The sequence below is a fragment of the Candidatus Thiodiazotropha endoloripes genome, from assembly GCF_001708965.1.
GTDB classification, from domain to species: Bacteria; Pseudomonadota; Gammaproteobacteria; order Chromatiales; family Chromatiaceae; genus Thiodiazotropha; species Thiodiazotropha endoloripes.
Map to the genome: position 1 here is coordinate 55,306 of NZ_LVJW01000006.1, position 15,737 is coordinate 71,042.

The 15,737-nt window shown below is 51.8% G+C and carries 15 protein-coding genes and 1 pseudogene; 6 read left to right on the plus strand and 10 right to left on the minus strand.

Annotated elements, in window-relative coordinates; genetic code table 11:
* Window positions 1-21: 21 nt before the first annotated feature.
* From A3193_RS10900 to trxC, 3 genes and pseudogenes are all read right to left on the minus strand, one after another.
* Window positions 22-435, minus strand: a pseudogene (locus tag A3193_RS10900) (GxxExxY protein).
* A gap of 6 nt (window positions 436-441) precedes the next feature.
* The gene (carA, locus tag A3193_RS10905) at window positions 442-1,578 is read right to left on the minus strand and encodes a glutamine-hydrolyzing carbamoyl-phosphate synthase small subunit (RefSeq protein ID WP_069014797.1); all 1,137 of its coding nucleotides are present in this window, start codon (window positions 1,576-1,578) and stop codon (window positions 442-444) included.
* 173 nt (window positions 1,579-1,751) lie between these two features.
* Window positions 1,752-2,195 (minus strand): thioredoxin TrxC, encoded by a 444-nt coding sequence (trxC, locus tag A3193_RS10910; RefSeq protein ID WP_069014798.1) that lies wholly within the window; start codon window positions 2,193-2,195, stop codon window positions 1,752-1,754.
* A 216-nt stretch (window positions 2,196-2,411) separates the two neighbouring features.
* Here trxC and trxA point away from each other — a divergent pair, with 216 nt between their 5' ends.
* On the plus strand, window positions 2,412-3,275 hold the full coding sequence (gene trxA / locus A3193_RS10915) for a thioredoxin (protein WP_069006140.1): 864 nt from the start codon (window positions 2,412-2,414) through the stop codon (window positions 3,273-3,275).
* A gap of 99 nt (window positions 3,276-3,374) precedes the next feature.
* Here trxA and A3193_RS20900 read toward each other — a convergent pair whose 3' ends face one another.
* Window positions 3,375-3,506 (minus strand): hypothetical protein, encoded by a 132-nt coding sequence (locus A3193_RS20900; protein ID WP_268803309.1) that lies wholly within the window; start codon window positions 3,504-3,506, stop codon window positions 3,375-3,377.
* Between the two features lie 120 nt (window positions 3,507-3,626).
* On the opposite strand from A3193_RS20900, the gene A3193_RS10920 reads away from it, so the two are divergent.
* Complete coding sequence (locus A3193_RS10920) at window positions 3,627-5,489, plus strand: diguanylate cyclase (protein ID WP_069006141.1); 1,863 nt, start codon at window positions 3,627-3,629, stop codon at window positions 5,487-5,489.
* Window positions 5,490-5,752: 263 nt separating this feature from the next.
* Complete coding sequence (locus tag A3193_RS10925; RefSeq protein ID WP_069014799.1) at window positions 5,753-6,286, plus strand: DUF2058 domain-containing protein; 534 nt, start codon at window positions 5,753-5,755, stop codon at window positions 6,284-6,286.
* A 460-nt stretch (window positions 6,287-6,746) separates the two neighbouring features.
* Here A3193_RS10925 and tilS read toward each other — a convergent pair whose 3' ends face one another.
* From tilS to A3193_RS10950, 5 genes are all read right to left on the minus strand, one after another.
* Window positions 6,747-8,081, minus strand: a complete 1,335-nt coding sequence (gene tilS / locus A3193_RS10930) for a tRNA lysidine(34) synthetase TilS (protein ID WP_069014800.1) — start codon at window positions 8,079-8,081, stop codon at window positions 6,747-6,749.
* Between the two features lie 16 nt (window positions 8,082-8,097).
* Window positions 8,098-9,057, minus strand: coding sequence for an acetyl-CoA carboxylase carboxyl transferase subunit alpha (accA, locus tag A3193_RS10935; protein WP_069006144.1), 960 nt, complete (start codon window positions 9,055-9,057; stop codon window positions 8,098-8,100).
* Window positions 9,058-9,187: 130 nt separating this feature from the next.
* Window positions 9,188-9,442 carry an FmdB family zinc ribbon protein gene (locus A3193_RS10940; protein WP_069006145.1) on the minus strand — a complete coding sequence of 85 codons (255 nt, stop codon included), beginning with the start codon at window positions 9,440-9,442 and terminating at the stop codon, window positions 9,188-9,190.
* A gap of 63 nt (window positions 9,443-9,505) precedes the next feature.
* Window positions 9,506-9,958, minus strand: coding sequence for a YiiD C-terminal domain-containing protein (locus A3193_RS10945; RefSeq protein ID WP_069014801.1), 453 nt, complete (start codon window positions 9,956-9,958; stop codon window positions 9,506-9,508).
* Window positions 9,955-11,484 carry a malonate--CoA ligase gene (locus A3193_RS10950; protein ID WP_069014803.1) on the minus strand — a complete coding sequence of 510 codons (1,530 nt, stop codon included), beginning with the start codon at window positions 11,482-11,484 and terminating at the stop codon, window positions 9,955-9,957. Before A3193_RS10950 ends, A3193_RS10945 begins: the two co-directional genes overlap by 4 nt.
* A 1,073-nt stretch (window positions 11,485-12,557) precedes the next feature.
* On the opposite strand from A3193_RS10950, the gene A3193_RS10955 reads away from it, so the two are divergent.
* Window positions 12,558-13,169, plus strand: a complete 612-nt coding sequence (locus A3193_RS10955) for a DUF8082 domain-containing protein (protein ID WP_069014812.1) — start codon at window positions 12,558-12,560, stop codon at window positions 13,167-13,169.
* Between the two features lie 274 nt (window positions 13,170-13,443).
* Window positions 13,444-13,701 carry a BufA1 family periplasmic bufferin-type metallophore gene (locus A3193_RS10960; RefSeq protein ID WP_069006149.1) on the plus strand — a complete coding sequence of 86 codons (258 nt, stop codon included), beginning with the start codon at window positions 13,444-13,446 and terminating at the stop codon, window positions 13,699-13,701.
* A gap of 78 nt (window positions 13,702-13,779) precedes the next feature.
* Here the strand turns inward: A3193_RS10960 and A3193_RS10965 are convergent, their stop codons facing one another.
* Entirely contained in the window at window positions 13,780-14,397 is a 618-nt protein-coding gene (locus tag A3193_RS10965) for a TetR/AcrR family transcriptional regulator (protein ID WP_069014814.1), read from the minus strand.
* 244 nt (window positions 14,398-14,641) lie between these two features.
* Between A3193_RS10965 and A3193_RS10970 the strand changes: the two genes are divergently transcribed.
* On the plus strand, window positions 14,642-15,736 hold the full coding sequence (locus A3193_RS10970) for a class I SAM-dependent methyltransferase (RefSeq protein ID WP_235614978.1): 1,095 nt from the start codon (window positions 14,642-14,644) through the stop codon (window positions 15,734-15,736).
* Window position 15,737 lies beyond the last annotated feature (1 nt).

A 15,737-nucleotide genomic window follows, 5' to 3' on the forward strand; every position in this document is an offset into this window, starting at 1 on the left:
GCGAATGAACGCAAATATAAACTAAATAATCGATCTATCGTCATGTTGCCAAACGACGCTTCCTACACCAGGACGAGGCGCCCTAAAATTCAGCAACAATCCAACACTTAACCCAGTCGCACGGAGGTAGTTCATCACCTGGGCATGATGCTCCCCAGTCAGTTGTGACAAAGCCTTGAGTTCCACGAGCAGTCTGTTCTAAACAACAAGGTCTGCCACATAGTGCCCAACAATCTGTCCTTTGTATCTGACATGTAAATTCTTCTGCCTCTCAAAAACCAACCCAGCGCGATTGAGTTCCTGACAGAGCGCATTCTCGTGAACCAGCGCAATAAACCCAGCTCCCAACAGATGGCTGATTTCTAAGCCACATCCGATCATGGGTTTGGATATGGCCTCTCCCTGCCTATCATCAGCAAATCCATTGGCCTTCATTCGCGTCTATTTGCGGACTTCTATCAATTCGATAAAGTGATCGAAGACAGGGGCCACATCATGTGGACCGGGGCTGGCTTCCGGATGTCCCTGGAAACTGAATGCCGGTTTGTCGGTGCGGTGGATTCCTTGCAACGTACCATCAAACAACGAGCGATGTATGGGGGTCAGGCAGTCGGGCAGTGAGGCCTCGTCCACGGCAAAGCCATGGTTCTGGCTACTGATCATCACATTGCCTTTTTCCAGGTCCTGTACCGGATGGTTGGCGCCATGATGACCGAATTTCATCTTCATCGTCTTGGCGCCCGATGCCAGGGCCAACAGTTGATGTCCGAGACAGATGCCGAATACCGGCAGGTCGCTGTCGATGATCTTTCCGATGGCTTCAATGGCGTAGTCGCAGGGTTCCGGGTCGCCAGGACCATTGGAGAGAAACACCCCATCAGGCTGCATCGCCAGTACCTCTTCGGCGGGTGTCTGGGCGGGCACCACGGTGAGGCGACAACCCCGGTCCGCCAACATCCGCAGAATGTTGCGTTTGACGCCGAAATCGTAGGCTACCACATGGTATGGCAGCGACTCGTAGGCCGCGCTGTCCGGCAGGCCCTCTTCCAGTGACCAGGTGCCCTGCGACCACTGATAGCTGGCTGAGGTGGTGACCTCTTTTGCGAGATCCATCCCTTTAAGACCAGGGAACTCCTGAGCCAGATTGGCGGCCACTGAGAGATCCGGGGCATCACCGGCGACAATACAGCCGTTCTGGGCACCCTTTTCACGCAGAATCCTGGTCAGTCGCCTGGTATCGATACCGGCAATGGCGACCACACCATTGCGCTCCAGATAGTGATCCAGCGACTCTTCCGAGCGCCAGTTACTGGTAATCAGAGGCAGATCCCTTATCACCAGACCTGCGGCATGAATCTGGCCGGACTCCTCATCCTCCTGATTGATACCGGTATTACCGATGTGGGGATAGGTCAGGGTGACAATCTGCTGGCGATAGGACGGATCCGTCAATATCTCCTGATAGCCGGTCATGGCGGTGTTGAAGACCACCTCACCGACGGTTTGTCCCTCGGCACCGATGGACTCACCCTGGAATTGGCTGCCATCTTCCAGGACCAGAACTGCTGGTTTTCTCAAGGATCTCTCCGTTACAGGCGTGCAAAAAAGGGCAGACCGCTGAGTGCCTGCCCCCTGAAAAGTTCAAATGCTGCTCCGGGAATGAAAAGTGTTAAGGATCACCCCGAATCTGATGGCCGTATATTGTACTTTATGTCAGGTAAATCTGTCCATCCACTTGGAGCAGAATCAGCCTAGGCTCCCTGCAGCTGATTTCGGGTCCAGCGGATAATGCCGGATTGATCCATGGCGCCGGCCTGCCTGGCCAGCTCCCTGCCCTGATGTATCAGCATCAAAGTGGGAATACTGCGAATGCCATACTGCGCGCCAAGCTGTTGAGCCTCCTCGGTATTCACCTTGATCAACCGAATTTGGGGCTCAAGCTCCTTTGCCGCCGCCTCGAAAGCCGGCGCCATCATTCTGCATGGCCCGCACCAGGGCGCCCAGAAATCGACCAGCAGAGGCAGCTCACTCTTTTGCAGATGACGTTTAAAACGCCCCTCATCGAGCGCCAGAGGCTGGCCACTAAACAGCGGCTGGTGGCACTTGCCGCAATTAGCCTGTTCCGCTGAACGACCAGCCGGAAGACGATTGATGCCATCACAATGGGGGCATACCAGATGCACAAAATCACTCATGAACACTTACCTATCAGCCACACCTGGGCTATCGGCTGAAAATCACAATCCCACCACCCAGGCAGAGCCAATCCCGGCCTGGGCAACAATCTTTCATAACCTCTTGCAGGTTGGTTAATCAGTTGGGGCGTGAGGGAGTGATTTCAAGACTCTGTAGATTGCGATTTTTCAGTATAATGTCGCTCCGTTTGCAAAAAACCGACAGAGGAACTGAACATGGCGGACTCACCATACATCTTCGATGCAACCGCTGAGAATTTTCAGCAAATGGTCCTGGCTGCATCCATGGAGAGACCCGTAGTGGTGGACTTCTGGGCGGAATGGTGCAATCCGTGCAAAGCCCTGATGCCGATCCTCGCCAAACTGGCCGATGAGTACCAGGGCAAATTCCTCCTGGCAAAGGTCAATACCGAAGAGCAGCAACCGTTGGCCGGACATTTTCAGATCCGCAGTATCCCCACGGTAAAGCTCTTTTTTCAGGGCCAGGAGGTCGATGAGTTCATGGGTGCCCTGCCGGAAGCGGAGATTCGCAAGCTCCTCGACAAAGTCATCCCCAGGGAGTCGGACGGACTCGTGGAACAGGCGGAAGCACATCTGCTGCAGGGGAATGCGCAAGAGGCCGGCGTTCTGCTCAAACAGGCCAGTGACCTGGATCCGGAGAACCCAAGAATCCGGCTGGCCTATGCCCGCTATCTGGCAACACTCGGAAAACTCGAGGAAGCTGAGAACATACTCAATGCTTTACCGGATGAAGAGAAACAGAATCCGGACGTGGCAGCCATGCTGACCCGCATCCAGTTTGACCGCGCCACGGCGGACAGCCCACCGGTTGAAGAGCTGGAAAAACGACTTCAGGAAAACCCGGCCGATAGCGAAGCCCTACATCTGCTGGCCTCTCACAAAATCATGGCAAACGACCATGAGGCCGCACTGGAACTGTTGATGAAGCTGCTGCAGCAGGATCGTTCTTACGGGGACAACCTGGCACAGAAAGAGATGCTGAAGGTATTCGAAATGCTTGGCGGCCAGGGTGAACTGGTGAAGCGTTATCGCAACAGGATGTTTAACTTCCTGCATTGAATCCATACATCAGGAGCTGATTGAAGTTGCTGAATCCCGGCCTGCGCCGGGATGACCATGACCGGTGCCGCAAGCGTTAAAAAATTATTGCCTAATCGCTCATAACTCACCCGACATCCCCTGAGCTTCAGGCAAATCGGATGTCAGCTTAACCCGCTCAAGCACCACCCCGCTGATTTCAGTCGCCGCCAGACTCTCAGCAGATCCAGCCAGTTCTGAGATATGTGCCAAAGCGGTCACGTAACCTGACTGATTAGGATTTAAAGAAGTGGAAATGCCCGCCGCTATTCCTTTCTAGGTTAATGAATAACCTGAGAATTCCGTCCTAGCATGACCAGGAGGGGTTCCTATATGGGCCTCAAACGAAAGACAACCACATTTTTTTTCATCCTCACTGTGATCATGGTGGCTGCCCTGGTGGGGGCCAGCCTTTTCTCTTTCAGGTATTTTGCTCTCAGCACCGCCGAAGATCAGGCCCGAACAGCCGCAGAAATCGTCCGGGTGCATCTTACCGAGTCGATGGTCAATGGGACGATCGATAAGCGCAAGACTTTTCTCGATCGGTTGGCTGCGGTCAAGGGACTGTTCAATGTCAGAGTGGTGCGGGGACCCGGGGTGGTAAAACAATTCGGAGCCGGCCTGAAATCTGAACAGCAACTCGATTCCATCGACAAACAGGTAATTCAAACGGCAAAACCCTTCTTCGGCCTGGTCGATTCCAGTGGTAACCAACTGTTTCGCGCCACCATTCCATACGTGGCACAGAGTGAAAATGAGCCACACTGCCTGCAGTGCCATCAGGTGGCAAAAGGCGATGTGCTGGGCGCTATATCACTCTACCTCTCCATTGAGGAACAACGTGACCAGGCATTTCTGATCGTGCTGTTCATGGCTTTAGTGATTGGATTGTTTGCCGTTGTCTCCATGGGATTCTCAAGACGCCTGATCAAACCGCTGATCGACACAGCTGAAGCGGTTCAACTTGCGGTTCACGGGGCACGCAAAGGGGATTTTTCAGCCAGAATCCAGCATCAGAGCGACGATGAGGTGGGACAGATCGCAAAAGACCTCAACATCCTGCTGGTTCTGTTGAGCAAAGGCCTTGAAGGAATCGCCCACAAAGTAGCCGGATTGATTCGCTACAACCAACCGATCGGTGAGAATCAGCTGGCGACAACCATCGAAATGGTGGAGAGCCTTGAGGACGTCTCCCGGTTCAAACAGGCGATTGAAGAAGATGAGACCAAGGAGGAGGTCTACTGGCGTCTATCAAAAGTGATCAATGACGATTTCATGATCGATCACTTCTCAATTTATGAAGTGGCATCAAGCAAAAACAAACTCAAACCCATGGTGGTTGACGGGGTTCCGGGACACGACTGTTGTTGGTGCGACCCGCAGATCCTGGTTCGCGCCGATGCCTGCCGCGCCAAACGTACCGGACATGTGGTGGATGGTATGAGCACAACCGGTATCTGTACAGCCTTCTCCCCCAGGGAAGATCTGGAGGATGCCTATCATGTCTGCATACCAATGATACAGTCGGGTTCCGTAGGCGGTGTCGTACAGGTCGTGACCGATCGAGACCGCAAGGCCCTGGCCTGCAACATGATGCCCTTTATCGAGGTCTACCTGAGAGAGGCCGCACCGGTACTGGAGGCGAAAAGGCTGATGAGCACCCTGAGGGAATCAGCACTACGTGACCCGATGACCGGCCTTCACAACAGGCGGTTTCTGCAAGAGTACGTGGACATTCTTGTCTCCTACACCGATCGCAACAAAAGCAGCTTTTCCGTGCTGATGGCCGATCTGGACTATTTCAAACAGATCAATGACACCTATGGGCATGAAGCTGGGGATGCCACACTGAAGGCGCTGGCGAAAACACTGACCAGCTGCGTAAGGGCCTCCGATCTTGTGATCCGTTACGGTGGTGAGGAGTTCCTGATTATTTTACGTGATACGGATCCGGAGATGAGCCTGCAGGTTGCCGAAAAAATACGCGAAGCCATCGAAAACATGAAAGTGGAGCTGACAGGCACCGTCGTTCAGAGAACCATTTCCGTCGGCGTCTCCGGTTACCCCGATGACAGCAGTAGCTTCTGGCAAGTGGTCAAGTATGCGGACGTTGCTCTCTACCAGGCAAAAGATACCGGGCGTAATAAGGTTCTCCGTTTTATCCCGGAGATGTGGAAAGAGGATGATGCGTATTGAGATGATAGATCGTCTACCCGATACATCGGATGAGATCTCACCATCTCTTACCATTTACTCACGATCCACAAGCTGTTGGCAATTCTTACCAAAGCAGTATAATTCTCAATCTGACAGTGACGGTCTGTGTTAGGTGCAACATACCCACTCTTAACCTGGCCAGATGCAAGGTTCACTAGGGCCTGTTAACACGAATCCAATTGGCCCTAGAAACCGACCACTTCAATTATCTAAAAGATTGACTCGATACGAGACGTGCTACCGTGGGAAATACACTACAAGATCAACTCCTGAAAACCGGATTGGTTGATAAAAACAAGGCCAACAAAGCCAGCAAAGAGCTTCGCAAACAATCACGTCAGCAGCGCAACAAGAAAGAGACAGCCCAACCTACGGCACAACAGCTGAAACAGCAGGAGAAAGCGGCAAAAGACCGGGAACTCAACCTGCGTCGAGAAGAAGCCCGAAAACAGCGGGAAATCGCCGGTCAGATCAAACAGCTGGTCGAAGCCCATCGCCACCCACGCAGCAATGACGAAGATGACAAACCCTTCTATTTCGACAACAAGGGCAAAGTCAAACAGATGTATGTATCAGCGGAGACCCATAAACTGATCATCTCTAAAAAACTCGTCATTGTGAATTGCAATGGGGTATTCGAGTTGGTTCCGAATGAAATCGCGGAAAAAATACGTCAGCGTAATCCCAGCCTGGTCATCGACCTGACCGAGGAAAAGCCAAGCTCGGAGGACGATCCCTATGCTGATTATCAGGTACCTGATGATTTGATCTGGTAAAAACTCTCCTAGGGTTTGAAGGGTATAAGCCATGGCAGTGACACACATTCAAAGATTGAGAATCTTCACAGGGTAAGATTAAACAGACCTGAATGGTGCTTACTCAAACCCTATTTGGTGGGGCATGGCCCCACCAGTTTCGCTTTGATTTAACACAATGAAACACCTTGGCGCTTACTGAGCGACCATCAGTCTTAAGGTTAGCAAGAAGGTAAAGCACCGCCATGATCATCTAAGAAACACACACGCACTGATTTTTTCCGGTCATCAGCACCCGGCAAAGGGGAGGTGCTTATAGTCTTGCTGCTGGTTGGATTGAATGTTAAAGAGACAACAGTGAATTTGAATACAAACTTGGTTCGAATTCCCAGTTTAAATCTCGACGATTGGATACTCAGATAGGCCATGCGAGTATCAATGATTGCGAGTTAATGTAGAGAGTATGCCAATAGCAGAATCTCTATTCGGGTATGCTTCGGGAGATTTGAAGCAGAATACCCTGCTCACTTTCAGCCACTGAAAATCCTTCACAGGTGACCAATCCGGGAACTGCAGCCAACTCTCCGTCGATATAGATCAAGGGTGTTTGAGCCCTTTTCCAGGGGGGCACTCCACGCTCCTGGAAAAGCTTTTTCAGGGATTTGTGATGACCACGACCAGCCGGAACACAACGCTCACCACCCTGACGGAATCGGACTTCAACCTTTCCCTGTTGCCAGCGCTCTCTATCCAGGCCTGCTGAACCAACTGTTGCAATCAGGATTCCCAACTCACATGGCAGTACCAGCTTCTCTTTATTCTGCCAGTCAATGGACTCCGGCAGGGGTTCCGCAGGTCTGCTTTGTCTGAGGATCAGATCATCCCGATAGCGGCGAATCTCCCAGCCACTCCAGACTACCAACGGTTCTGCATCCTCGCGCCCGTGAATCGACTCTTTTTCAATCCGCATCAACTTTTTTGAGTTGGGCATTGGCGCCCCGTTGAGTTCGATCCAGAAGCGCAACAGATGTCTGATCCGCATTGAAGACATCTCCCGCAACAACGCCACTGAAAGGCTGCCGGACTGGGCCTTTTGCACCCGCTCCAGCTCCACGGCCATCTCCTCCCTTGCCAGTGTCAGCATCTCACCACTGAAGCGGGCGGAGCGGGCGAGGGTAACTGGGGCCGCAGGCCAACGGGACTGCAGCAGAGGCATCACACGGTGGCGGATAAAGTTACGGTCAAATCGCTGATCCTGATTGGATGGATCCTCCTGCCAGCGTAACCCCTTCTCTTCTGCATAGGCCTCGATCGACTGCCTGGATTGATGCAACAGGGGTCTTGCCAACCAGCCTGGAGAGAATTCGCTGAGCAGAGGCATTGCCGCCAGACCAGCCGGACCGCCACCTCTCAGCAGCTGCAGCAACAGGGTTTCAGCCTGGTCGTCCTGGTGCTGAGCCGTGAGCAACAGGTCACCGGGTGAGAGCTGTCTGGCCAAAGCCTGATAACGGGCTGCGCGGGCCAGAGCCTCAAGGCTGTGACCCTTTTTCGGTTGCAGATCAAGCGCCAGGGTAATCAGGGGAATACGATAGCCGGCACAAACCGCTTCGCAGTGCTGCTGCCAGGCATCCGCTCCGGCCTGTAAACCATGATGAACATGGATCGCCTGCAGGGGATAAGGGAGCTGCGGAACAAGCTCATGCAGTAGATGGAGCAGCACGCATGAGTCCAGACCGCCGCTGAATGCCAGATAACAACAGCCTGCCTGTGGCAGGCTGTCGAGAGTCTGTTTCAATTGGTCTGGTGAGAGGGACACGGGAGATCCCTGAGGATTACTCCCCGGAGAACTGGCCGTACTGCATCAACCGCTGATAGCGGGTATCGAGCAGTTTGTCGATGGCCATACTGGTGATGTTGTCGATGCCTTCCAGCAGCGCGTGCTTGAGGTTCTTCGCCATGGTTTCGATATCCCGATGGGCTCCACCAAGGGGCTCGGCAACGATTTCATCAATCAAACCGAGCTCTTTCAGCCGATCGGAGGTAATCCCCATGGCTTCCGCCGCCAATGGCGCCTTTTCAGCACTCTTCCACAGGATCGAGGCACACCCCTCCGGTGAAATCACCGAATAGGTGCTGTACTCCAGCATCAAAATCCGGTCCCCGACACCGATCGCCAGGGCGCCACCGGAACCGCCTTCTCCAATCACCGTACAGATAATCGGCGTTCTCAGACCGGACATCACCTTGAGATTACGTGCAATCGCCTCACTCTGCCCCCGCTCCTCAGCACCGACCCCAGGATAGGCTCCCGGGGTATCGATGAAGGTCATGATCGGCAGTTTGAAACGCTCTGCCAGCTCCATCAGTCGCAACGCCTTGCGGTAACCCTCAGGGCGAGGCATGCCGAAATTCCGATAGAGCTTGTCCTTGGTGTCACGCCCTTTCTGATGGCCGATCACCATCACCGGACGCCCTTCCAGACGGGCCATTCCACCGATTATGGCGTGGTCGTCTGCAAAAGTGCGGTCACCATGGAGCTCATGAAATTCATCAAAGATCCGATCGATGTAATCGAGCACATAGGGCCGTTGTGGATGACGTGATAGCTGGGAGATATCCCATGGCTTCAGGTTGGAGAAGATCGACTCTGTCAGCGACTGGCATTTGGTTTCCAGTCGGGTGATCTCGTCCTGGATATTGATTTCATTATCGCTGCCCACCAGACGAAGCTCTTCAATCTTCGCCTCGAGTTCTGCGATCGGTTGTTCGAATTCTAGAAAGTTCAGGTCCATGACGGGAAATATACCGGAAAACAGCCCATTGGGACAGCCCAGCCTGAATGCTGTTACAGACCGGAGTAGGTGAAAAAAAAGCCCGAGAAGTTATTGGTTTAGGCCAATTACCTCTGCGTCTCAGCTGAGATCAGCCAATCCCACAGCTGCCACCGGGACATCCGCCGCCTGTAGCACAGGGGGGAACAGGATCACTGCCGACTCCGCCGGTTATCACATTCCCTCCGGTGGCGAGTCGTTTCACCGGGCTTTCAGCCGGAGTATCCCCCGCTTCAATACCCGCTTTGCTGCAGAGTTCTCCCCAATTAAGGATCTCTTCACTCATTCGGTGACTGACCTCAACCACCCGGCCATTGGCTTCGCATCTGTAATCGTATGTCGGCATTGTATGCTCCTGAATACTTCACATCGGACCTACTCGACAGCGGCTACTGAAGGGCCGATGGATTCAATCGACCGCACCTGAAGCCTCTCTCAGGCGGGCATGAAGCAATCCGCTGAATTCAGCAGCCACTCCTCCATCGCTCTCTATTACGGATACCGCCTTGAGGCGTGCCCTGCCCTTCAGTCGCAGATTCTCGAGAAAGCTGTCGAAGGTCTCTCTCTCAATGTTACAGTGGGCAACGATATCACCGATTACCGGCTTACGGTACTCTATCTCACCCCTTGCCATCACCAGTTCTGCCCCCTCGGGCAGACGGGATTGAACCAGTCCCCAGGCGGAGAGAGTGGCGATCGCATAGAGAGAACCGGCAAATGCGGTACCGTGTACATTATGGTTCTGCTCACCACCGCCAGTAACCGTAATCCCACCATCCGTGAGAGAAGAGACACGAAACGCCATCTCTGCTGCAATCGGAATACCTTCACGAATACGCTGTTCCAGTTGGCTGCTATTCATTTTGAACCGAAACTCTCTTTGTAGGTGTCGCGCAACTCTGCCTTCTGCACCTTGCCCATGCTATTGCGCGGTAACTCATCGACAAAAAAGACCCGCTTGGGTTGTTTGAAGCGTGCCAGCCTCCCCTGTAGCGGTTCGATGATCTCCTGATCGCCGAGCTGACGACTGCCATCCTTGACCACGATGGCCGCCACAGCCTCACCGAAATCCGCATGGGGCACACCGACTACTGCAGATTCCGCCACCCCCGGGATGGTATCGATTACCGCTTCAATCTCTTTCGGGTAGATATTGTACCCCCCGGAGATGATCAGATCCTTGGCACGCCCGACGATGGAGATACGACCTGTCTGGTCCATGATTGCATTGTCACCGGAGATGAACCATCCTCCCTGACGAAACTCCGCAGCGCTCTTTTCCGGCATCTGCCAATAGCCTTTGAAAACATTTGGCCCTTTCAACTCCAACACACCGATTGCACCCCGAGGCAACTCATTTCCATTGTTGTCGGCAATGCGTACCGAGACACCGGGCAATGCATAGCCGACTGTACCGGCCAGACGATCGCCATGATAGGGATTTGAGGTAATCATGCCCGCTTCTGTCATACCGTAACGTTCAAGTATTTGAAATCCGCTGCGTTGCTCAAACTCCCGATGGGTTTCCGCCAGCAAGGGAGCGGAACCGGATATGAAGAGTCGCATCTTGCTACACAGTTCCGGAGTCAATCTTGCGTCACTCAGGAGTCTGGTATAGAAGGTCGGCACACCCATCATGACCGTGCAATCCGGCAGACGATCAATAACCTGACCTGTATCGAATCTGGAGAGAAAATATACTGTCGAACAACCAAGTAGTGCACAATGCAATGCAACGAACAAACCATGTACATGAAACACCGGCAGTGCATGCAGCAATACATCATGTTGATCCTGCCAATGCCAATAGCTGTGTAGCACCTCTGCATTGGAGGCCAGATTGTGATGGGTCAGCATGGCGCCTTTGGAGCGGCCGGTTGTACCCGAGGTATAGAGTATCGCTGCCAGATCATCAGCTTCTCGTTCTACCACGGTCATTTCAGGCGTTAAACTTTCCAGGCCGTGCATAAGATCCCCATCACCATCACTACCCAGGGTTCTGATGTGGGGCACCTTACACGCCAGGGATAGATCAAATAAGCTCTCCCGCTCAATCGGCTGACAGATAAGCAGTTGCGGTTTTGAATCCGTCATAAAATAGCTGACCTCGGCCGTTGTATAGGCCGGATTGAGCGGAGTGTAGATGGCACCGATCCGCAGACAGGCCAGATAGACAAGCACAGACTCAGGCGATTTTGACACCTGCACCATCACCCGATCGCCAGGCTCAACATTGAGTTCCAATAGTCTTGCCGCAACACAACCGGTCATCCTGTCCAACTCTGAAAACAGAAGCGGTCGGCGCCCCGGGGTGATCAGAAACGGTTGGCTTGCTGTTTTTTCAAAACGATCGCCTACGAGACGAAGATAGAGATTATGATTGGTCATGCAATATTTAAACTTAACAAGTAGCTTATTCGGCCCTGCGAGATTTTGCTTTATGTTCCACTGCTCAAGGCAGTTGAACTATTAACCCGGTAACAGAATAGTCTAGTTACAGCCACTGTAGAGTTAAGACAACAGCGCAAATTGCAAGCAACAGTGACTACCAAGCATCACCAAAAGCCTTCTCCCGGATGAACAATGCTATCGACTCGTGATTCTGCATCAGGGTTCGCTTAAGAACTCTAATCAGCAGGCGAATTCCCAACATGCCATTCATTTGGAATATAACTGTTATTCATATTCTCAATATCAAATTGATTGCGCATTAATATAACAGCGTAATTTTTTTAGTCATACTAAATCCTTAAAAATCATTGACAATCAGGCTAGTTGAATAGTGAAATGACCTACAATTGATGTTGTAATTATGTGTTCCAGTGACTTTATTTTATATTTTCTTCACGTCACCGAACCCGTGCATGACGCACAACCATCAATCGATAATCTCAATATTCTGGAATCTTGCGTGTATGGAAACCGCAGATACTTAAGGGAGAGCTAGAAGGATCTTCTGTCGAATCAAGTGAGCATGCAGTATTCCATACGTTACTCACCAACCACGCTCATACAGATTATCTGTATGAGACAAACAGGGAATCATCACTATTTTTGGAAGACTCGATCGCTTGCAAGTTCTCGCCACCACCTCGTCTCATCTCCTCAACCACAACCGGACATGTGGCATCGCTGTATCCTGCATACAGGTCCACAAGGAGGTATGCACTCTCTGATCACCGGGAAAACATCGACCCAGGCAACCATGCTTTCCGTATTACAATCACGTTGCAACTAAAACGAATCGTTTGATATGGATTTCATATAAAAAGTTTTATTTCTTCAAGGCAGGAGAGACCCGATGGCAGAGAGCAGCCCGGTACGTTTTGGGATCTTTTTCAGATTGTCGATTGAGATGATACTGATAGCAATACTACCTTTGATGCTGGTTTGGCATACCTGTCATTCAGTCAGTGACCAAATGGCTGAACAACAACCACCCAAACATATAGGAGGGCAACATGGTTGACGGCGGTATTCTTGACCATCGACAATTCATCAAGGCGCTAGTTACCCTCTGCAGAGAGAGATCCAGCGGTACTGTCTTCTACAACCTCAGCAGCGGACTATCCGCACGCATCGTCATGAATCGAGGTGAAATCACTTGGTTAGCCTATGCAGAACACCGGGGTGTCGAGGCGATCGAAGCGATCCGACTGATCGACAGTGGCCGGATGAGCTTCAATCCTTCGCTTAAATTGACCATCGGCAAGCAGACTCTGCCAACCACACCTGAAATTCTGAAGATGATCAATACACGAAGTCATGAGCGTAAAAACCGGCCAAATGGGTCCGCTCACAATACAACAAATTCCAGGCCCATAAACAGTAAAGCCACTTCTGGAAAGGTCTTCAACAAAAATGACGTATGCGAAGTAGTTATCAGGGAGTCGATTGAGTTCATTGGCCCGATAGCCAAAATCGTCTGTGACGATTATATGAAAACCCAACCGACACAAATCAGCCTGAACAGTGTGCATCGATTAATCGATACCATGGTGATCGATATCAATGATGAAGCCAAAGGCCATCTGTTTAAAGACCGTGTCAGGGAAATGTTGAAGCTGGATTGATCCATAGCCTCACGCCCTCTTTTCTCACCACACAATCAGATCGATCAATACGGCTTTTGATTCAATGTGCCTGTTACAGGCATTCAAACGCCAATGGTTTCAGGGTTTCTGAACAACAATTTCCGTTACCCATTATTACTCCTGACAACGACCGATTTTTTTCATCGTGTTCTGTTGAATCTATTTTGATCCAAGCTTCGTATACCTCTACGTAGCCAGATATCGCTACACAGTTTGATTACATAAATTCCATACCAACCTTTGGAGCAACGAGATGAACAAGAGTGCAAAAACTGCCATTATTGCCGGCGCAATCACCACGGCCCTGACCCTGGGACAGGCCCATGCCGCCGGATCGGCAAATACGGAAAAATGTTACGGTGTCGCGAAAGCGGGCAAGAACGACTGTAAGGCAGGACCGGGTACCAGTTGTGCCGGCTCCTCCAAGGTCGATGCACAGGGCAACGCCTGGATGCTGGTTCTGAAAGGAAGCTGTGAAAAGATTGTTGGCGGCAGCCTGGCAGAAAAATAATCCGTGGATGGCATCCCGCTGGATCAACTGCGGTTTCACCGGCGGGATCCACGATGGCAGTTAATCTCTCCAGCCATACTATCCGTCAGCCCGATAGAGTAGCTCCAGGTAATTTCGACATTGGATCAGCTGTTCGGATGCAAGCTTTGGTTCATTCATCACTTTTGACAGCACAAAAGCACCTTCAAAGGTGGTCAGCAGGTGATCGGCAACTTGTGTATGGGTGACTGGAAGCTGAGGCGTGTAGAGTTGATTGACCGCTTCAAGTTTATGACTCAACTGATCCCGCCAGAAATGCATCATCTCCTCGATTCTGCTCATCACATCTTTTGAGATGGCGCCGCTCTGATAACAGTAGGCCGCATACAGACAACCGGGAAACGGATCCTCAAGCTGCTCTGTCATTTCGATAAACAGGCCGATGAAGATCAACAGCTGCTGCAGCGGATCCCGAGCCAACTGTTCAGCCTTCGCCATATAATCATGAAAGTGGTGCTGATCCTGATCGGCATAGCGTTCGATCAAAGCCGCTGCCAGATCATGCTTGGTTTTGAAATGGTAGAAAAAGGTCCCTTTGGTCACCCCGGCTTCAACGATGACTTTATCTACCGAGGTACCGGTGAGTCCAACATTCAATACCATCTGTTGGGCTATATCCATGATCTTGTTGCGGGTAATTGTACCGTCACGAGGCATATTTGGCTCCAAGTGTTAAACCATTTCCCGGTTTTTCTCCGTTGATTTTATACCATGATTCAGAAACCCGGCCCAATTGCAGTACAAGCGGCAGGCCACCCACCGAGCAAATCATATATTTTCTTTTTTATTCATATATTTACAGCTATCAAAATTAATTTTCATTGCTGTATTGTCTGCTTAAAATCCTTTCACCTAGGCTAGGTATACCGCACACAGAATTCAAACCAACGGAGGAATCCAAATGTGTAATGCCTGTATACCCATGCCCACCCAGGGCAAAAGCGTCGAGGCCTTTGCCGACCAACTGATGGATATGCTGAACCAGGGCGCGCTCTCCCTGATGGTCTCGATCGGTCATCGTACCGGCCTGTTCGATGCCTTGGCAGAACTCCCGGCGACCACACTGACCCAGATCGCCAACCATACCGGTCTCAATCAGCGCTACGTCAAAGAGTGGCTCGCCACCATGGTATCGGGAGGCATCCTGGATTACGATCCGCAACAGCAGCACTACAGCCTGCCTGACAGCCATGCTGCCCTGCTGACACGCTCTTCCTCTCCGGACAATATGGCTGTATTCGCCCAGTATATCGGCTTGATGGGGCAGGTTGAGGATAAGGTGATTGACTGCTTTCGCCTCGGAGGCGGTGTTGGTTATGAACACTACCCACGCTTTCATGAAGTGATGGCGGATGACAGTGGACAGACTGTATTGGCGGCCCTGGACGAACATATCCTGCCACTGATTGATTCACTGATCCCATCACTCGAATCGGGTATCCGGGTTCTGGACATCGGTTGCGGCCGTGGCCGGGCGCTGTGCCATCTCGCCGCCCGCTTTCCCAACAGTCGGTTTGTCGGTTATGAACTCTCAGAAGAGGCGCTTGATTATGCCCGTAATGCCGCCAGGCAGATGGGACTGGACAATCTCCGATTCGAGCAACGTGATCTGACCGGGTTCGAAAAGCGAGCGGAAATGGATGAGTTTGATCTGGTGACCGCCTTCGATGCCATTCACGATCAGACCACACCGCAAAGCGTTCTCAACGGCATACATAAAACTTTGAAGTCAGGCGGCACCTTTCTGATGCAGGACATCAGGGCTTCGAGTCATCTGGAGAAGAATATCGATCATCCGATCGGACCCTTGCTCTATACCCTCTCCACCATGCACTGCATGACAGTCTCCCTGTCCAATGGCGGGGCAGGTCTGGGCACCATGTGGGGTGAAGAGCAGGCGCTGGAGATGTTGAGCATCGCCGGTTTTGACTCGGTCGCCGTGCATCAACTGGATCACGATATCCAGAACAACTTTTACGTCATGCGCAAAGCTTGAG

Bases quoted from the DNA above. Each gene is read 5' to 3' on its own strand.
- A3193_RS10970 (WP_235614978.1), top strand. From the start codon at position 14,642: ATGTGTAATGCCTGTATACCCATGCCCACCCAGGGCAAAAGCGTCGAG.
- A3193_RS10960 (WP_069006149.1), top strand. From the start codon at position 13,444: ATGAACAAGAGTGCAAAAACTGCCATTATTGCCGGCGCAATCACCACG.
- A3193_RS10920 (WP_069006141.1), top strand. From the start codon at position 3,627: ATGGGCCTCAAACGAAAGACAACCACATTTTTTTTCATCCTCACTGTG.
- A3193_RS10945 (WP_069014801.1), bottom strand. From the start codon at position 9,958: ATGAATAGCAGCCAACTGGAACAGCGTATTCGTGAAGGTATTCCGATT.
- accA (WP_069006144.1), bottom strand. From the start codon at position 9,057: ATGGACCTGAACTTTCTAGAATTCGAACAACCGATCGCAGAACTCGAG.
- trxC (WP_069014798.1), bottom strand. From the start codon at position 2,195: ATGAGTGATTTTGTGCATCTGGTATGCCCCCATTGTGATGGCATCAAT.
- A3193_RS10940 (WP_069006145.1), bottom strand. From the start codon at position 9,442: ATGCCGACATACGATTACAGATGCGAAGCCAATGGCCGGGTGGTTGAG.
- A3193_RS10965 (WP_069014814.1), bottom strand. From the start codon at position 14,397: ATGCCTCGTGACGGTACAATTACCCGCAACAAGATCATGGATATAGCC.
- A3193_RS10950 (WP_069014803.1), bottom strand. From the start codon at position 11,484: ATGACCAATCATAATCTCTATCTTCGTCTCGTAGGCGATCGTTTTGAA.
- A3193_RS10955 (WP_069014812.1), top strand. From the start codon at position 12,558: ATGGTTGACGGCGGTATTCTTGACCATCGACAATTCATCAAGGCGCTA.
- trxA (WP_069006140.1), top strand. From the start codon at position 2,412: ATGGCGGACTCACCATACATCTTCGATGCAACCGCTGAGAATTTTCAG.